Raw genomic sequence first — 16,804 nt, forward strand, 5'->3', positions numbered from 1 at the left:
CGAGGTAGTCATGCATGAAACGAATAATCTGCGGAATGTTGATCTCAATCTGTTGGTGATTCTGGACGTGCTTCTGACAGAGCGTCATGTGTCGCGTGCAGCCGCGCGGCTCAACATGAGCCAGCCAGCGGCCAGTCACGCGCTGGCGCGTCTCCGCGAGTTGCTGGACGACCAACTTCTTATTCGGGAAGGTGCAGGGCTATCTCTGACAATCAAAGCCATGGAAATTGCAAAGCCGCTCACTGAAATTCTCTCGGGCGTTCGCAGTGTGCTTGGCCCTTCAGGTTTTGAACCTGCAACCACGCAACATCGCTTTCATCTTTCCATGTCCGATTATGGCGGCAGTATCGTCTTACCGGGATTGGTCAGAGCATTACGAAAGGATGCGCCGGGCATTGATTTGGCTATCAGTCAGTTCAGTCGCGAAGGCATGATCGCGCGCGTTCTGGATGGCGAGATCGATATGGGCTTTGGGGTGTTCCCACATTTGCCCACTCAAATCGCGGCCGATGTGCTGATGAAGGATGAATATGTGTGTTTGCTGGATCGCCGCAGCCTTGAAGGACGACAATTCGACGCCGATACTTATTTCGCGCGACCGCATGCGCTTGTTGCAGTGCGTGGCGACGCGACGACAGAGATTGACGAGAGCCTGAAACTTGCAGGACACACGCGCCATATCGCCGTGGTTGTTCCGCATTGGGGTGTTGCGCCACAGTTGATCGCGGGCACAGACCTGATTTTGACCATCGCGCGTGGCGGGCTCAAAAATCTGCCGCCGGATGATAATCTGATCGTGCTGCCTGTACCTGTCGCGTTGCCGCCTATACCCTTTGTGCAGATATGGCATAAGCGCCGGGAAAGTGACCCGGCGCATCGCTGGTTGCGGGCGAAGACGACCTCCGCTCTAATATGCGTATTCGAGGAAGATTGGTTCGACTGAACCGGCCCATACGCTGTTGTAGGCCTTGAGCATGCGCTCGGCGTCAGTGATACCTGCAGCGACGATTTCTTCCAGCGGTGCCAGGAAATGCGTTTCGTCGAACCCGTCCGCGTTCAGCTTGTTGCGGTTGAGAAGGCCGAGGCGCGAGATTTCCAATGTCTTACGGGCGATCTGCGCAACAGGCTTGCCACGGAATGAAGCATTGAGCGCCTTTGCTGGCACCTCATTGCGCAACGCAAGAACTTCTTCATAGGTCCAGTCTTTTGTCAGATCTTCTGCCGCATCGAGCGCTTCATCATCATAGAGCAGGCCAACCCAGTAAGCGGGCAGAGCACAGATACGACGCCAGGGGCCACCGTCAGCTCCGCGCATTTCGAGGAAGCGCTTGAGGCGCACTTCCGGGAACAGCGTCGACAGATGGTTGGTCCAATCGCCCATATTCGGCACAGGATCGCTGACTTCGCCCTTCAAAGCGCCATTCATGAACTGGCGGAAGGTCACATGCGTGCAGTCATGATAACGCCCGTCGCGCAGAATGAAGTACATCGGCACATCCAGCGCCCATTCGACATAATCGATGAAGCCGAAGTTTTCCGAGAAGACAAATGGCAACACGCCCGAGCGCTGGTTATCGGTGTCGCGCCAGATATTGGAGCGCCACGACAGAAGATTGTTAGGTTTGCCTTCGGTGAAAGGCGAGCTCGCGAAGAGCGCTGTCGCAATCGACTGCAGCTTCATCGAAACCTGCATCTTGCGACGCATATCGGTCTCGGAACCAAAGTCGAGGTTAACCTGAACGGTCGATGTGCGGTACATCATGTCGAGACCTTCATGCCCGACTTTCGGCATGTAGTTACTCATGATTTTATAACGCGATTTCGGCATGACGGGCGTTTCAGCCAATGTCCATTTTGGACTGCCACCAAGACCCAGGAAACGAATGCCGAGTGGCTCGGCAATCTCGCGCACCTGCGAAAGATGGGCGTTCACTTCACGACAGGTCTGATGAATGGTCGAAAGGGGCGCGCCGGAAAGTTCGAACTGGCCACCAGGTTCGAGCGAAATCGCGCCCTGTCCGGTCGGCTCTACCAATCCGATGATATTGCCTTCATCCATGATCGGCTCCCAGCCGAGCTTGGCCTTCATACCGTCCAGAATGGCTTTGATACCGCGCGGGCCGTCATAAGGAACAGGGCTGTTGTCCGCGACGTAGAAAGGAAATTTCTCGTGCTCCGTGCCGATGCGCCAGGCATCTTTCGGCTTACTGCCTTCGGCAAGATAGGCTGCGAGTTCTTCAACGCCGGTCAGTGTTGTTTCATCGGTCGTGTCGCGCGCCATGCGTATTGTCCCTAGTCGGATTTATATTTGTCAGCGTGATTGGACAAATTTGTCAAATCGCGCAAGTCAATTTCATTGATGATTGGTTTTTCTCTTATTCATGTGTTCGCTTTCCAATCGCCTAACACCGTTTGGACAAGCGTAAGTGCTGCAACGGCTGCCGTATCTGCGCGCAGAATTCGAGGACCCAGCGGAATGGCGGTCACAAAAGGGAGGCCGTGCAATTGCTGTCGCTCAGTCTCTGAAAACCCGCCTTCCGGGCCGATAAGAACCGCATAGGGGCCGGGCTGTAAGCTGCTCAGAATAGTCAGCGGGTCATTTGCTTCATGGCCTTCATCGCAGAAGATGAGGCGGCGCGACTGGTCCCACTGCTCCAGAAAACGATCAAAGCGGATTGCATCGCGGCATTCGGGGATCGCAAGTACACCGCATTGCTCGGCAGCCTCGATGGCATTCGCCTTGATGCGGTCCGTCCCAAGCTTTGACACCTGCGTATGCTGCGTGACAACCGGCTGCAAAACGCCTGCGCCCATTTCAACGGCCTTCTGCACCATATAATCAAGCCGTCCCTGTTTTAGCGGGGCAAAGCAGTAGATCAGATCGCAAGGTTCGGGCTGCGGACGTGTTTGCTCAGTTGCTTCAAGAAACAGCCGCTTCTTGCCTTCAGGCCGCAACCGCATTTTCCATTCGCCATCATGCCCGTTGAAAGCGAGGATTTCGTCGTCTTCCTTCAATCGCAACACATGCGTCAGATAGTGAGCGGCCTGCGTTGGCGCTTCCACGTTTACGCCATCACCAAGGCCAGCTTCGATATAAAGTCTTTGCATTTTATAATTTGCGCGCATGATCGCATCGATGGCAGAGGGCTGGCCCGATGGTCAAGCTTTTTGGTTGTTTGGGGCAAATTGAATGCGTTGCTACACAAACATTTGATGGGACTAATAAAGTAGTTGATATGAACTAGATTGTATCCATATAGATATGAAGCTATCTATTTGAATGGAATTTAAGTGATGAAACAAGCTTGGGTCGAATTTGCACCGCTGCTGTCAGCCAATGCCCGCGGATGGCGTAAAGCCTTCGATGCGGCAATGGCCGAGCACAGCCTATCGGATGCCAAAGCCATCCCGCTCATGACGCTTTTACGGCATGGCGATTGCATTCCTCAGGGCGTGCTTGCTGAAAGAGTTGGAATTGAAGGGGCAACGATCGTTCGCGTCGTGGATGAATTGGAAAGGGAAGACCTTATCCGCCGAATCCCTGACGACACGGATCGCCGGGTCAAGCTCATTCAACTGACGGATGAGGGGCGGGCTCTTGCGGCCAAAGTGGAAAAGACTGCGGCGCGTCTGCGCACGGCTTTTCTGGGCGACCTTGATCCTGATGCGGTTGATGTTGCGATGGATGTTTTGCGCAAGCTTCACGAGAAATTCCAGAACCAGCCTTCCTGACAGGAAGGCAAACGCCCCCCGGCCTTCCTGACAGAAAGGCTGGCAACTTATTGTAATGAACATTCTGAAAGCCGATGATTAAGCCCGCTGAAACAATGCCGCGATTTTGGGACGTGGTCTTCTCGCTGAAGACCTTTGCGGCGGCTATGCTCGCGCTCTGGATTGCCTTGATGGCAGACTTGCCCAATCCCTATTGGTCGGTTGCGGCAGTTTACATCGTAGCGCATCCGCTTTCAGGGGCTACGACGTCCAAGGGCTTCTATCGTCTCATTGGTACGATTATCGGTGGTGCTGTCACTATTCTGTTCGTGCCGCATCTGGTCAACTCGCCTGAAATTCTAACGCTGGCAATCGGCCTGTGGATGGGGCTTTGTCTCGCTATCAGCCTGCTCGACGGCACGCCGCGCAGCTATCTTTTCATGCTGGCTGGTTATACCGTGGCGATTGCAAGTTTCGCGGTTGTCTCCGCGCCTGCCACGACCTTCGATTATGCCGTGGGCCGGGTCGAAGAAATTGCCATCGGCATCATTTGTGCAGCCGTGGTCAACCGTCTGGTTTTTCCGCGCCATAGCGGTCCCGTTCTGGTCGCACGAATTGATAATTGGCTGCGTGACGGTTCAAAGCTCGCCGTTGCGACATTGCGCGGTGATGGCGACAGCCCCGAATTTAAGCGTGATCGCCAACGGCTTGCGGCTGATGCGCTGGAACTGCGTAATCTGACGACGCATGTGGCTTATGATACATCATCCATCCGCAATGTCGGTGCGCTTTTGCACGTATTGCAACAGCGTATGGTTGCCGTTCTGCCAATCGTTTCCAGCCTGCATGATGTGTTGGCGCTCAAGCCCGGGAAGGGCGAAAAGCCGTGGCATCCTGCAGTGCAGAAACTTCTGGATGAGGCCTGCGACTGGCTTGAAAGTGGAGAAGCCCTGACGGAACAGCGCCGCGCAATACTTCTTGGTTATCTCGATGAAATCGAAAAGCATGGCAGGGATGCGGATAGCTGGGCCGAATTGCTGCCGTTCAACCTGGCAGCGCGTGTGCGTGATCTGGTCCAGATCTGGAGTGACTGCATTACGCTGCGTCAGGACATAATTTCCGGTTCGCGTCATTCGTTGCGCTGGCGCCGCTACGACGCGCATCAGAAGGCGCGTCCGCAGCACAGAGATTATGGCATGGCTTTCCTCTCTGGCTTTTCGGCTTTTCTGGCAACCTGTATTGCCACGGCCTTCTGGATTGCGACTGGCTGGTCGCAGGGCAGTGCCGCCGCCATGATGGCCGGGATATTTTGCTGTATTTTTGCAGGCATGGATGATCCCGTCCCGGTGATGCGCAAGTTCAACTGGCTGCTGCTGATCGTGATTGCTGCCGCCTTCGTGTTTGAATTTGCATTATTGCCGCTGGTGGACGGGTTTTTCCCACTGGTTCTCGTGCTCGGTCTGTTTCTGGTTCCTGCCGGTTTGCTTCTTGCAATTCCATCGCAGTTTTTGCTCGGTATGGTGCTTTGTGTGAACCTGCCAAACATGCTGATGCTGCAAGGTCATCTGACGCATGACTTTGTGAGCTTTACGAATGCCAACCTCGCTACCGTTCTGGGTATTGTCATTGCTGCCGGGGTGACGTCCATCGTGCGGTCGGTCGGTGCCGAATGGAGCGTGCGTCGTCTTGTCAAAGCGGGCTGGAACGACATTGTGCTTGCAAGCGAGCGTCAGCCGGGTCGCCATCGTCGTCAGCATATGAACCGTTTGCTGCTCAAGATGATTGATCGCATCGGCATGATGACGCCACGCCTTGCTTTGATACCGGCCGCCGATATTGCCAAGGTTGATCTGCTGCGCGATTTGCGCAACGGCATGAACACGATTGATCTGCAGCAGTATCGTTCAAAATTGCCTGCATCGTGCCGTGAAGCGGTGGACGCTGTGCTGGATGGTGTTGGTGCGCATTATCGGGCGCTGTCGCGTGATGCCAAATCGGAAGCACGGGAAGACATTGATGCCAGTCTTCTGGTGGCCATCGATCAGGCGATCACAGTCATCATCGAAAATGGTTCACCAGCCATCGCCAAGAGGCCTCGTATTGCCCTGATTGGTTTGCGCTTCAACCTGTTTCCGAAAGCGCCGCCCTTTGCCCTTCCGCCGCAGCCTCAACTTGAGCTGCCGCAGGCTGCATAAGGCAGGTATTTCGCACGAATGGAACCTGAATAGTCATGAGACCCGAACTCGACATCTATGGGATTTATCTGCCGACTTTGGCTGTTTTGGCGCTGGGCGCTTATTTCGCCAATTCTGTGCTGCAGCGCCTGCTGGCGCGCGCTCGCTTCTATCGTTTTGTATGGCACCGACCTTTGTTTGATGCTGCCATGTACTTCTGCATTCTCGGCGTAAGTGCCGTACTTTTGAATGGAATACCGCTATGAAAAAGCTCTTTGCACATTCCGGCCGGGTCTTCCTCACCCTCGTCATGGTCACAATGGCAGGGCTGCTTGGCTGGCATCTTTGGGACTATTATATGAATGCGCCGTGGACACGCGACGGCAAGATCCGCGCGGATGTCGTGCGCATCGCGCCCGATGTTTCCGGTCTCGTGAGCGAAGTTCTGGTTCATGACAATCAGACGGTCGAGCAGGGCGAGGTGATTTTCCGTATTGATCAGGCGCGCTACAAACTGGCGCTCCAGTTGGCCGAAGCGAAGCTTGCCAGCAGCAAGGCGGCGCTGGATATGGCCAATCGTGATCAGACCCGCTATCGCAAGCTTAACGATACGACTGTGACCCAGCAAAAAATGGAACAGATTGAAACGACAACCCAGCAGGCGGAGGCCACCTATCGTCAGGCGGAGATCGACCGTGATCTGGCATCGCTTAATCTGGAACGGTCTTCGGTCAAGGCTCCGGTCAATGGTGTGATTACCAATTTCTCGCTTCAACGCGGTGATTATGTGACGACGGGCTCTGCCGTCACAGCACTGGTCGATACGGATTCTTTTTACGTTTCCGGCTATTTCGAAGAAAACAAGCTGGAACGTATCCAAATCGGCGATCCGGTTCTGGTTGATGTGATGGGCAGCAAAGTGCAGCTGAAAGGCAAGGTGGAAGGCATTGCTGGCGGCATCGAAGACCGCGAGCGCACGGATTCAACCAATTTGCTTGCCAATGTTTCCCCAACATTCAACTGGGTTCGCCTTGCGCAGCGCGTGCCGGTCAGAGTGAAACTGGAGGAAGTGCCGCAGGGTGTTCATCTGGTGGCCGGTCGTACGGTCAGCGTTTCGGTCGTCAACTAAGATAACCAAATCAAGCAGCAAAGCCCGGCTATTGTCCGGGCTTTTTTCATGCTAGCAATTTGGGTGAAGAAGTCGCTGTGGGGCTTGGGCTATGAGCGTATTGGTCATCCAGAATTATCCAGATTCGGGCCTCGGACAAATTGGGCCTATACTGCTTGAGGCGGGCCATTCGATTGATCTGCGCCATGCCTATCGGGGCGACACTCTTCCGCAGGACGACAGCGATTATCAGGCGCTCATCATACTTGGTGGGGAACAGAATGCGCTTGCTGATGCCGAGTTCCCATATTTCCCAGATCTTCTCAATCTCATTCGCGCTTTCGGCGATAAGGACAAGGCTGTGCTTGGTATTTGCCTCGGTAGCCAGCTTGTCGCGCGCGCATATGGAGCCGAGAATATTCTGGATCGGCCAATGGAATTTGGCTGGCATGAAGTGCGGCTGACCGAGAGGGGACAAAGCGATCCGGTGCTTGCCGCTGCAGGATCTGCTTTTCCGATTTTCCACTGGCATCGCGATACGTTTTCATTGCCAGAAGGTGCCGTTCACATGGCATCCAGCGACATGACTGCACATCAGGCTTATCGGATTGGCCGCGCTGTCTATGGCACTCAGTTTCACTTTGAAGCTGACACTGCACTTGTTGTCGACTGGAATGAAACACTCAGCGACGTAATCGCCGAGTTTGATCCTGAATGGCCGGCTGAATTTCCAGCACATTTACAACGTTCGGGAGCTGCTGCGGACAAGGCTGGCGCCGCTCTTGCGCGCGCGTGGACCAGTCTGATCTAGCGCAGATGTGCTGAAAGTTGCCGGTAAACAACACTCCGCACCCATAAGGCGTTGCGCCTTTGCCACAGGGGAAAACCATTTGAGTTTTTCCCTGTGAAAGCGACAATTGTAACCCCTGCGTTCAGTTGCAGGTAACTTTTTTCAGGTGTAACTGAGGCCAACTTCCGGGTGGCAAGTGATTGGGCAGGGTGCAAACCTTGCTCATTATGAAAGCTCGGCTCCCCGATCCCCCCGGTAACCCTCCTCCGGTGCCTCTCGAAAGAGTTTTCGATCATGACCGCTAAGCATGCCACACTCCTCACCGTCCTGATGATTTCTGCGATCGTGTTTATGGCAGTTGGTATTTTTACAGTCGATGCTGGTAGCAGCATGACCTCGACTGACGGTTACGGCGTTTCCAACGCGCGTTAATTTTTTAACCAGAGCACCGTGCGCCCGGTTAGGCGCACTAAGGTCGCTCTGGCACTTTGAGTTTTCCGCATAATTTTATCTTAAGCTGGTTCAAGTTTAAGGAATTATGCAGTAGCGGCTGGACCGGTCGCTTCCAGAAAGCGCTTTTCAGAGCCATCGATTACGATGGCTGACAGCTTTCCGCTCTTCCAGGCATAAGTATCAAGATTAACCCGGTTGGGCTGGACGTCGATTACACTCTGCGGTGTATGGCCGTGGACAATGACTTTTTCCAATGGATCAGTCCATTTCAGAAACAGCGTTCTGATCCACATCAGTTCGTCGGGGTCCTGAGCGTCGAGGGGCACAGCTGGGTTAACGCCCGCATGGCAGAAAAAGAAATCACCGAAACTCATTGAATGCGGCATGGAGCGGATATAGTCGACATGCGCTTGCGGCACCGTGTTTACGAGTTGTCGATATCCTGACGTTGTGGATACCGGATCACTGAAGTTCACCTCAACCCCGTAAGAGCGCGCAGTGTCGCTGCCGCCATGATGGGTAAAAATCCCGTTCGTATCTCCCGTCGCAAGATAGTGCAGGAAACCATCGTCATGGTTTCCGATCAAAGAGAGGATACGCGGATCATGCGCTGAAGCATTGATCAGAAAATCAAGCACACCTTTGGAATCCGGTCCTCTGTCGATATAATCGCCGAGATGAATAATACGCCAGTCATGTGCCGGATTACGGTCGAGATCGGCGCGGATAAGGCCATGCATATCCTGTAAAAGATCAAGGCGCCCGTGAATGTCGCCGATGGCGTAAAGCCGAACGCCTGCAGGTCCTTTAGCGTCCTTCAACATCACGCCATTCATAAGTCGTCGCTTTCTTTTGCGTCTTTTCCTGCACGCTGACGATATCGCAAGCGCGATACGCGCTCACGTTCATCATTCAGCTCCCTGTCGTTCGTCGCCTGTTCGACAAAACGGATATGTTTCTGAACCGCTTCGCGGGCCGCCTGTGGATTACCTGCGATAACGGCATCGTAGATGGCGCGATGCTGCGACAGGAACATGTCGGCAACGCCGGGGTAATTGTAAATAAGACTGCGGTTGTAAAAAACCCCATCTTTGAGCAATTGATAGCAGGAGCGTAATGTGTGCAGCAGCACGATATTGTGTGCGGCTTCGCCAATCGCATTGTGAAAATCGACATCAAGCCGCGCTTCCGTATCGAAATCACCAGCGCCGTGCGCCGTTTCCATTGCGACGATGATTTCCTTCAAGAGAGCCTTGTCCGCGGGCGTTGCCCGCAGCGCAGCAAATTCAGCGGCAATGCCTTCTATTTCGCGGCGGTATTCCAGATAATCGGCTTTGGCTTTGCGATGGTCCGCGAAAAGCTTCACCACGGGTGCACTGAAAACCTGTCCGATGACATCTGCCACAAAAGTGCCACCGCCATGACGCGATGTGAGAAGGCCTGCATTTTCAAGCCGCTTCAGGGCATCACGCAAAATGGGACGGGAAATATCGAACTGGCGCGCCAGTTCCCGCTCACCCGGAAGGCGGTCGCCACCGCGCAAGACGCCTTCGAGAATCAGGCCCTCGATCTGATGGACGACATCATCCGCTGTGCGGCTCGCCTGGATACGTGAAAAAATTGTCTCGGCCATGCCGTTTGAAGCCCTCTCCATATCGGCGGCAAGGTAGCCTTAAGGCGTCAGCCGAGCAACGGGGAGTTTGTAAGTAAAGCATTTCCAGCAAAAGTGCGAAGCGGTTTTGCGCTGGATAATGCGTCGGAACAAATCGTTAGAGCGGTTCCGACAATTCAGTCCTAACTGGAGCCGCTCTAACAAAGCCCGGAAGACATGCTTCCGGGGTTTGAGAGGATTAGAGTTTTGCTTCAGGCTTTCTTACGCTTGCGGCCTGAAAAGAATGCGACGAGGCCTGCAACAAGGCCATACATTGCCCACTTGAAGGGAAGAGCATCGGCTGTTTCGCTGCGAATAGGAAGCACAGTGACCGTGCCCGGGCGGCTTTCAAAGCCAGCCTTTCCTTCGGCTTTCGCCTGTTCGATTTGCTGCGGGGAGACGACCCATTCTGCGCCGCGCGATTTGTCATAGAACATGAAGCCGAAACCAACGATAGCGGCAACGACGATTGCGAGAATAAGGCGGGTAGGTGTGTTCATTATCATTCCTCAAAGATCGACATGGCAGGAAGGAAGGCCATTCGATTCGTTGAATTGTGGGGCTGCAACGCCATTGCTAATCAATTGCTTAGCCGGCTGCATTGCGCGCTTTCAAATAAAGCGCCGTGCTTTCATAAGCAATCATATCGGCTTCGTCTATTTTGAGGGCATGTCTTGTGGAGAACTGCCGCTCTCCCAATAAGGAACCGGTCCGTAAAGATCAGCCAGATAGTCTATGAACAACCGCACTTTAGCGGGCAGGAATTGCTTTGACGGATAGACGGCATGGATCGCGACATTGCGGGAAGCAGAATAATCAGGCAGCACCTGCACGAGCTTACCCGCGGCGAGTTCCGGTCCGACATCCCATGTCGAGCGCTGCGCGATGCCAAGCCCGGCCAGAACCGCTTCGCGTACCATCTCGCTCGAATTGGTCTGAAGTGGTCCTTGTGGGCGAATGGTGATCGGCCCTTTCGGTCCTTCCAGCCGCCACGGGTCATTATTGTGCGGAGCAAGACAAATATGCGCCTGTAGATCCTCGATGGTTTCCGGCGTGCCCCGTTCAGCGATATAATGCGGTGAGGCAACCAGAACACGGCGCACTGGTGCTAGACGTCGCGCGACAAGCGTAGAATCTGACAATTCACCGATGCGGATTGCAAGATCATAGCCATCGCCGACAATATCCACCATCTCGTCGGAGAGCTGCATATTGACGGTGAGGTCTGAATTGGTGCGCATGAAAGGCACCAGATAAGGCGCGATATGCATACGGCCGAAGGTCGTGGGGGCTGATATTTTCAGTGTGCCGCGTGCATTTGCCGATCTGCGGGCGACGAAGGCTTCGGCCTCTTCAATATTGCTCAGAATTGCCAATACACGCTCATGATAGCCTTGGCCTGCTTCAGTCAGGGCTATCTGACGCGTGGTTCGCTGCAGGAGACGTGTGCCGAGACGTTCTTCAAGTCTTCCCAGTCTTTTGGAAACGACTGCCGGTGACAATCCAAGATCACGCGCCGCGGCTGACATGCTACCTGTTGTGACAACACGTGCGAAAATCTCCATATCGGCCAGACTGCTCATCATGATAGTTTTAAATCCTCCCTGGCAGATATATGCACATGGTTGATGTAGCCGAGGCAGGCGATGGATCGCAAGGCGATTATGCCGCAGCGTCATAACTGTTTCGCTATAGGCCAATTGGTAAAATAATATTACCACTTGATCCAAGCGATGCCGAATGTACTCTGGGGAGGCGGAGGATCACATGAGCGGACTGATTATGCCGGAGCCAAATGCTTCGGTCCTCGAGCGGCGCGAGACGATCGTTGCTGATCTTAGGGCAATTGTACCCGGTGAGGGTGTTGTCGACACGACCAATGCCATGCGGGTGTTCGAAACCGACGGACTGACCGCGCATCGCGCGCTGCCACTTGTTGTGGTTCTGCCAGAAACGGTCGAACAAGTTTCGCAGATATTGCACTATTGTCACGAGAATGAAATTCGCGTTGTGCCGCGCGGTGCGGGCACGTCGCTTTCCGGCGGCTCCATGCCATTGGTCGACGCTGTGTTGCTGGGCATGTCCCGCTTCAATCGTATTCTCGAAATCGATTATCCAAACCGCGTTGCAGTTGTGCAGCCGGGCGTGACCAATCTCGGCATTACAAAGGCTGTTGAGCACGAAGGCTTCTATTATGCGCCTGATCCGTCTTCGCAGATCGCATGTTCCATCGGTGGCAACGTTGCGGAAAATGCGGGCGGCGTGCATTGCCTGAAATACGGCCTCACAGCCAACAATGTGCTCGGTATCGAAATGGTGCTGATTACGGGCGAAGTGCTGCGCCTTGGCGGCAAACACCTCGATAGCGAAGGCTATGACCTGCTGGGTCTCATGACAGGCTCTGAAGGTCTTTTGGGGGTGGTTACGGAAATCACCGTGCGTATCTTGCAGAAGCCGGAAACAGCACGTGCGGTAATGGTCGGGTTCCCATCAAGCGAGCAGGCAGGTCAGTGTGTGGCCGACATCATCGGTTGCGGGATTATTCCCGGCGGCATGGAAATGATGGATCGTCCGGCCATTCAGGCAGCGGAAGATTTTGTCCGTGTCGGTTATCCGCTGGATGTCGAAGCACTGCTAATTGTTGAACTCGATGGTCCTCCGGTAGAAGTCGATCACCTGATTGGTCAGGTGGAAGCAATTGCGCTTAAAAACGGTTCAACCACTTGCACACTTTCGCAATCGGAAGAGCAGCGCCTTGCTTTCTGGGCAGGGAGAAAAGCCGCCTTCCCGGCGGTAGGCCGTATCTCGCCTGACTATCTTTGCATGGATGGCACGATACCGCGCAAGGAATTGCCGCGTGTGCTTTCCGGCATGCGCGATCTTTCCGAAAAATACGGACTTCGTGTCGCCAATGTTTTTCACGCAGGTGATGGTAATCTCCATCCGCTCATCCTTTACGATGCGAATATTCCGGGTGAACTGGAAGCGGCCGAAGATTTTGGTGCCGATATTTTGCGGCTTTGCGTCAAGGTTGGCGGTGTGTTGACCGGCGAGCACGGCGTTGGCATCGAGAAGCGCGATCTTATGCCGGTCATGTTCAACGAGATCGATCTCGATCAGCAGATGCGGGTCAAATGTGCTTTTGATGCCAAGCATCTGCTCAATCCGGGCAAGGTATTCCCACAATTACGTCGCTGCGCCGAACTTGGCCGCATGCATGTGCATCGTGGCGAATTGGCTTTTCCGGACATTCCCCGATTTTAATAAGCGGTTTTGATGATGACTGACACAAACATAATAAAGCCGCAGGATGAGGCGGGTGTTCTGGAGGCGGTGCAATGGGCCTTGGCCAATTCAACGCCGCTTGAAATCATCGGTCGGGGCAGCAAACGCGGTATTGGCCGTCCGATGGCAACAGGCGCTGTGCTTGATGTGTCGAACCTGTCCGGCGTAACTCTTTACGAGCCCGATGAGTTGGTGCTTTCTGCAAAGGCTGGAACGCCTCTTTCCGAAATCGAGAAACTGCTGGCCGACAACAAGCAGTGCTTTCATTTTGAGCCGATGGATTACGGTCCACTTCTTTCCGGTGAGGCGGGAAGCGGCACGATTGCGGGCGCGCTTGCGGCCAATCTGTCAGGTCCGCGTCGCCTCAAGGCGGGTGCCGCGCGCGACCATATATTGGGTGTGCGTGTGGTTTCGGGGCGCGGTGAGCTGTTCAAATCCGGCGGACGTGTGGTCAAAAACGTTACCGGCTACGATCTTTCAAAAGGCATGGCCAATTCATGGGGGACGCTGGGTGTCGCCACCGAAGTGACCTTCAAGGTTTTACCTGCGCCTGAAACAGTGGCAACGCTTGCTGTGCGCGGGCTTGATGACGAGGCTGCAAGCCGGATCATGGCCATGGCTATGGGGTCGCGTGAAGAGGTTGCTTCAAGTGCCCATCTGCCGCCAAGCGTGGCATGGCGCTTTCTGGATGGTAAACTGGGCGGAGAAGCCGCGACCATTCTGCGGATAGAGGGCTTTGCGCCTTCGGTTCGCCATCGCAGCGCACAATTGCAGGCGTTGCTGGGCTCTGCTGGGGTGATTGATCTTCTTGATGAAACACAGTCGCGTCAGCTTTGGCGTGAGGTGCGCGATGTGCTGCCTTTTGTGAAAAAGGGCGATCAGCGTGCGGTCTGGCGTGTTTCCATGGCTCCTATGCAGGGCTGGAAAATGGTGGATGAGCTCCGGCGCCATGCTGGTGCCGATGCTTATTATGATTGGCAGGGCGGATTGATCTGGCTGCGCATGGAAGCTGAGCCAGAGGCTCACGTGCTGCGCGCTCTTATTGCCAAATATGGCGGTGGCCATGCCACGCTGGTGCGGGCTTCGGAGCATGTGCGCGCAAACACGGATGTGTTTGAACCGCAATCGGCAGCTCTGGCCGCTTTGTCGCGACGTCTGAAGCTGCAATTTGATCCGGAGAATATTCTCAATCCGGGCCGTATTTATCCTGAGCAAGCAGGAGTGTGATGCCATGCAAACCCAATTCAGTCCTGAACAACTGCTTGATCCCGGTGTTAATGAGGCCGAAAAAATTCTCCGCAAATGCGTGCATTGCGGCTTCTGTACGGCAACATGTCCTACTTACGTGACGCTTGGCAATGAGCTGGATAGTCCGCGTGGACGCATCTATCTCATCAAGGATATGCTGGAGAATAATCGTCCGGCTGACGAAGAGGTTGTGCGGCATGTTGACCGCTGTCTCTCGTGTCTGTCATGCATGACGACCTGTCCGTCCGGTGTCAATTATATGCATCTGATCGATCACGCGCGGTCGCATATCGAGAAGACCTATAAGCGCCCATTTATGAACCGCTTTCTGCGCGGGGTTCTGGCACAGGTTCTGCCATATCCGGGTCGGTTCCGGCTGGCACTGCAACTGGCAAAACTTGGCCGTCCGTTTGCTTCTCTGTTTCGCAAGAGCGATACATTGAGGCCCGTAGCCGCCATGCTCGATCTTGCACCGCAACATTTGCCCGCTCATCAACCCGTCGATGCTATCAGCCCGGCCAAAGGCGATAAGCGCGGACGGGTTGCAATCCTCAACGGCTGCGCGCAGCCGGTACTCAATCCCGGCATCAATGCAGCCACGCTGCGCTTACTTAACCGGATCGGTATCGAGGTGATAACACCCAAGGGCGAAGGCTGCTGTGGTTCGCTGGTGCATCATATGGGCCGTGAGGAGCAGGCGCTTGAGCAAGCACGGCACAATGTCGATGTCTGGACCCGTGAAATCGAAGCCGGTGGCCTGGATGCTATTATCGTGACAACATCAGGTTGCGGTACGACGATCAAGGATTACGGCTATATGCTGCGGCTCGATCCTGCATATAAGGACAAGGCAGCAAAGGTCTCCGCGCTGGCCAAGGACGTGACCGAATATCTGACCTCAATTGAACTGCCCGAGCCGCCGCAGCCTGCAGGCCTGACTGTTGCTTATCACTCGGCATGCTCCATGCAGCATGGTCAGAAGGTTGTTCGTCAGCCGAAGGATCTGCTTGCTAAGGCAGGTTTTACCGTGCGGGAACCTCTGGAAGGTCATCTTTGCTGCGGCTCGGCTGGTACCTACAATATCATGCAGCCTGAAATCGCAACCAAGCTTCGTGACCGCAAGGTCAAGAACATTGAGGCCACTGGGGCGGATTTGATCGCTACCGGTAACATTGGCTGTATGACGCAAATCGCAACCGGTAGCCAGTTGCCCATCGTGCATACAATTGAATTGCTCGATTGGGCATATGGCGGACCAAAACCTGCTGCCCTTTCAAGCGCCAGTCTTCATTGATCGGGCATAATGCAAAGGGAAACCTTTGAACCCTTTCGTCTCTTTCAGAACGAAGGTGGTTTGCATTTCCTTGATGCGAGGCAGGCGACGTAAGGTCGACATAGCGAAATCTGCATAGGTGTCTAGGTCACGCGATACGACTTGCAGCAGGAAGTCTGCATCGCCCGCGATGCTGTAACAGGTTATGACTTCATCAAGGCCCATCAGCTCGGCAGCAAATTGCTCAGCCTCCGCTTCACTGTGGCTGTCGATCTTGATTCGAACAAAAGCCAAAACACCAAGGCCAATGGCTTTCCGGTCCAGTGTGGCGCGATAGCCTTGTATGACTCCGTCTTCTTCAAGCTTGCGCACTTTGCGCCAACTTGGTGATGTGGACATATTGACCTTTTCAGCCAGCGCCTGATTAGTCAGACGCCCATCGTCCTGCAATGCGTCGAGAATCTTGATGTCGGATGGTTCGAGTTGGATCATTTGAATCTACCTGAAATTCTCTAAATTGAGGTAGATACTACCAAATTTCAAACCAGAATGGGGAATAAAGATAAGAACTGCCTTCTTGTCCAGTGTAATTCTGATCGAAATATCAATTCCGCCGGAGCTACCATGCAAGAAGATTTACGTCTCGCCATCATCGTCAATCCGGAGCTGTCCTTAGGGTTGCTTGCCAATACGGTCGGGGCGATTTCCATCGGTCTGGGTGCGAAGCTGCCATTCATTGCAGCGCGACAACTGATCGACAAATCAGGCAATGCAATCGATATCAGTTCTGATCGCCCAGTACCTATCCTGCAGGCTGATGCGGAGACTATTCGGGCCATTGTTTTGAAGGCCGCAAGCTTTGAAGAACGACAGGCTGTTGTGGCATTCCCAGCCTTTGCCCGTACACTGCATGTCTATGCCGAATATGAAAAGACATTCCCGGATAAGGAGCTTTCATCGGCAACGATCGATGGAGTGGGCATTGCTGGCCCGGCCAAGTGGGTGCGCTCACTGACCGGAAGCTTAAAGCTTTTGCGATAAAAAGAGGCCTGACAAGAGCGGCTCCAACGATCAAGACTTAATTGTTGGAGCCGCGTCTCGCTATTTGTCC

General features: G+C 54.2%; 18 protein-coding genes. 11 read left to right on the forward strand and 7 right to left on the reverse strand.

Annotation, left to right across the window (positions count from 1 at the left end):
* Nucleotides 1-10 precede the first annotated feature (10 nt).
* Entirely contained in the window at nt 11-943 is a 933-nt protein-coding gene (locus tag ACSME1_RS14780) for a LysR family transcriptional regulator (RefSeq protein WP_435655431.1), read from the forward strand.
* On the opposite strand, the gene ACSME1_RS14785 is transcribed toward ACSME1_RS14780, so the two are convergent.
* Both ACSME1_RS14785 and ACSME1_RS14790 read right to left on the reverse strand, forming a co-directional pair.
* On the reverse strand, nt 908-2,281 hold the full coding sequence (locus tag ACSME1_RS14785) for a glutamate--cysteine ligase (RefSeq protein ID WP_024897706.1): 1,374 nt from the start codon (nt 2,279-2,281) through the stop codon (nt 908-910). The genes ACSME1_RS14780 and ACSME1_RS14785 overlap by 36 nt on opposite strands.
* Nucleotides 2,282-2,379: 98 nt before the next feature.
* Nucleotides 2,380-3,126: a 16S rRNA (uracil(1498)-N(3))-methyltransferase gene (locus ACSME1_RS14790; RefSeq protein ID WP_036567325.1), complete on the reverse strand. Its 747-nt coding sequence runs from the start codon at nt 3,124-3,126 to the stop codon at nt 2,380-2,382.
* Between the two features lie 168 nt (nt 3,127-3,294).
* Between ACSME1_RS14790 and ACSME1_RS14795 the strand changes: the two genes are divergently transcribed.
* The 6 genes from ACSME1_RS14795 (at nt 3,295) to ACSME1_RS14820 (ending at nt 8,215) form a co-directional block, all read left to right on the forward strand.
* Nucleotides 3,295-3,732, forward strand: coding sequence for a MarR family transcriptional regulator (locus ACSME1_RS14795; RefSeq protein WP_111786565.1), 438 nt, complete (start codon nt 3,295-3,297; stop codon nt 3,730-3,732).
* A gap of 74 nt (nt 3,733-3,806) precedes the next feature.
* Nucleotides 3,807-5,906, forward strand: coding sequence for an FUSC family protein (locus ACSME1_RS14800; RefSeq protein ID WP_435655432.1), 2,100 nt, complete (start codon nt 3,807-3,809; stop codon nt 5,904-5,906).
* Between the two features lie 35 nt (nt 5,907-5,941).
* Nucleotides 5,942-6,151 (forward strand): DUF1656 domain-containing protein, encoded by a 210-nt coding sequence (locus ACSME1_RS14805; RefSeq protein ID WP_094542490.1) that lies wholly within the window; start codon nt 5,942-5,944, stop codon nt 6,149-6,151.
* Entirely contained in the window at nt 6,148-7,014 is an 867-nt protein-coding gene (locus ACSME1_RS14810; RefSeq protein ID WP_435655433.1) for an efflux RND transporter periplasmic adaptor subunit, read from the forward strand. The genes ACSME1_RS14805 and ACSME1_RS14810 overlap by 4 nt, the downstream gene beginning before the upstream one ends.
* Before the next feature lie 91 nt (nt 7,015-7,105).
* Entirely contained in the window at nt 7,106-7,804 is a 699-nt protein-coding gene (locus ACSME1_RS14815) for a type 1 glutamine amidotransferase (protein ID WP_435655434.1), read from the forward strand.
* A 273-nt stretch (nt 7,805-8,077) separates the two neighbouring features.
* Nucleotides 8,078-8,215 (forward strand): hypothetical protein, encoded by a 138-nt coding sequence (locus ACSME1_RS14820; protein ID WP_164844685.1) that lies wholly within the window; start codon nt 8,078-8,080, stop codon nt 8,213-8,215.
* A 104-nt stretch (nt 8,216-8,319) separates the two neighbouring features.
* Here the strand turns inward: ACSME1_RS14820 and ACSME1_RS14825 are convergent, their stop codons facing one another.
* The 4 genes from ACSME1_RS14825 to ACSME1_RS14840 all read right to left on the reverse strand — a co-directional run bounded on the left by ACSME1_RS14825 (nt 8,320) and on the right by ACSME1_RS14840 (nt 11,473).
* Complete coding sequence (locus ACSME1_RS14825) at nt 8,320-9,072, reverse strand: metallophosphoesterase (RefSeq protein ID WP_435655435.1); 753 nt, start codon at nt 9,070-9,072, stop codon at nt 8,320-8,322.
* Nucleotides 9,069-9,869 (reverse strand): FCD domain-containing protein, encoded by an 801-nt coding sequence (locus ACSME1_RS14830; protein ID WP_024897715.1) that lies wholly within the window; start codon nt 9,867-9,869, stop codon nt 9,069-9,071. Before ACSME1_RS14830 ends, ACSME1_RS14825 begins: the two co-directional genes overlap by 4 nt.
* Nucleotides 9,870-10,099: 230 nt before the next feature.
* The gene (locus ACSME1_RS14835) at nt 10,100-10,387 is read right to left on the reverse strand and encodes a hypothetical protein (RefSeq protein WP_024897716.1); all 288 of its coding nucleotides are present in this window, start codon (nt 10,385-10,387) and stop codon (nt 10,100-10,102) included.
* Between the two features lie 156 nt (nt 10,388-10,543).
* Entirely contained in the window at nt 10,544-11,473 is a 930-nt protein-coding gene (locus ACSME1_RS14840) for a LysR family transcriptional regulator (RefSeq protein WP_105534937.1), read from the reverse strand.
* Between the two features lie 181 nt (nt 11,474-11,654).
* Here ACSME1_RS14840 and ACSME1_RS14845 point away from each other — a divergent pair, with 181 nt between their 5' ends.
* Genes ACSME1_RS14845 through glcF form a run of 3 tightly spaced genes read left to right on the forward strand, consistent with a single transcriptional unit; the run spans nt 11,655 to nt 15,714 of the window.
* Entirely contained in the window at nt 11,655-13,151 is a 1,497-nt protein-coding gene (locus tag ACSME1_RS14845; RefSeq protein WP_024897718.1) for an FAD-linked oxidase C-terminal domain-containing protein, read from the forward strand.
* 15 nt (nt 13,152-13,166) lie between these two features.
* Complete coding sequence (gene glcE / locus ACSME1_RS14850) at nt 13,167-14,399, forward strand: glycolate oxidase subunit GlcE (RefSeq protein WP_024897719.1); 1,233 nt, start codon at nt 13,167-13,169, stop codon at nt 14,397-14,399.
* 4 nt (nt 14,400-14,403) lie between these two features.
* Nucleotides 14,404-15,714 carry a glycolate oxidase subunit GlcF gene (gene glcF, locus ACSME1_RS14855; protein ID WP_435655436.1) on the forward strand — a complete coding sequence of 437 codons (1,311 nt, stop codon included), beginning with the start codon at nt 14,404-14,406 and terminating at the stop codon, nt 15,712-15,714.
* Here glcF and ACSME1_RS14860 read toward each other — a convergent pair.
* The gene (locus tag ACSME1_RS14860) at nt 15,694-16,185 is read right to left on the reverse strand and encodes an Lrp/AsnC family transcriptional regulator (protein WP_105534939.1); all 492 of its coding nucleotides are present in this window, start codon (nt 16,183-16,185) and stop codon (nt 15,694-15,696) included. The two genes, glcF and ACSME1_RS14860, sit on opposite strands and share 21 nt — an antisense overlap.
* A 132-nt stretch (nt 16,186-16,317) precedes the next feature.
* On the opposite strand from ACSME1_RS14860, the gene ACSME1_RS14865 reads away from it, so the two are divergent.
* On the forward strand, nt 16,318-16,734 hold the full coding sequence (locus ACSME1_RS14865) for a DUF2000 domain-containing protein (RefSeq protein WP_435655437.1): 417 nt from the start codon (nt 16,318-16,320) through the stop codon (nt 16,732-16,734).
* Nucleotides 16,735-16,804: the final 70 nt, after the last annotated feature.

Source organism: Brucella pituitosa (genome assembly GCF_965577835.1).
GTDB classification, from domain to species: Bacteria; Pseudomonadota; Alphaproteobacteria; order Rhizobiales; family Rhizobiaceae; genus Brucella; species Brucella pituitosa.